This window comes from Natrialba sp. SSL1, from assembly GCF_001861355.1.
Taxonomy (GTDB): Archaea; Halobacteriota; Halobacteria; order Halobacteriales; family Natrialbaceae; genus Natrialba.
In genome coordinates this window covers 1-566 of the sequence record NZ_MASN01000045.1, presented here as the reverse complement: position 1 = coordinate 566, position 566 = coordinate 1, and the positions used below count along the sequence as shown (strand labels likewise).

General features: G+C 55.7%; 2 protein-coding genes. Both read right to left on the bottom strand.

Features of this window, described 5'->3' with window-relative positions; all coding sequences use genetic code 11:
* Positions 1 to 396: helix-turn-helix domain-containing protein (locus BBD46_RS16475; protein ID WP_171908231.1), on the bottom strand; the 396-nt coding region annotated here is incomplete at its 3' end.
* Between the two features lie 3 nt (positions 397 to 399).
* Complete coding sequence (locus BBD46_RS22295; RefSeq protein ID WP_006666493.1) at positions 400 to 549, bottom strand: DUF2080 family transposase-associated protein; 150 nt, start codon at positions 547 to 549, stop codon at positions 400 to 402.
* Positions 550 to 566 lie beyond the last annotated feature (17 nt).

Sequence of the window (566 nt, the reverse complement as noted above, 5' to 3'; positions counted from 1 at the left end):
GCCGATTTTGGAAAGAGAAAGCACAGTTCGGCCACTCGTGTTTTTGAGTTCGAAGCCGGTTTGACTGTACTTGATCGAGCGATATTCCTTCGGGGCCTTCCACTTGAGTTCGCCGACGCGGTAGCCGTTGTCCTTCCGCCCCTTCAGTGTCGAGAGGTTGTGGTACAGCCGCTGTACGACCTTCTGTAGCACCTTCGAATGGACTTGTTTCAGGTCGGTCCACCAGTCCTTGAGGTCGGGAAGAACCGACTGCTCGGAGTATGACGACGTGCCGTCCTCTCGGTTGAGTCGGTACAGGAAGTGGTTGTAGACCTGTCTGCAGGTATCGACAGTCCAGGCTAACCGTTCGTGGAGTTCGTCGGTCGGGTTGAGGCGATACCTGTAGTTGTAGCGCATGATCTACTCGTCTTCGTCGCTTGGATCGGTGACGCGGACGACTTTGACGGTGGCACCGCGCCACCGCTTGGGAACAAGTACGTGGGCACCGTTCCCGGTTGGTTTGACTTCGGCTTCGTGGACTTCGTGCCCTTCGACCTCGTACCGATCCATTACCAATGTTTAAACTA

Bases quoted from the DNA above. Each gene is read 5' to 3' on its own strand.
- BBD46_RS22295 (WP_006666493.1), bottom strand. From the start codon at position 549: ATGGATCGGTACGAGGTCGAAGGGCACGAAGTCCACGAAGCCGAAGTC.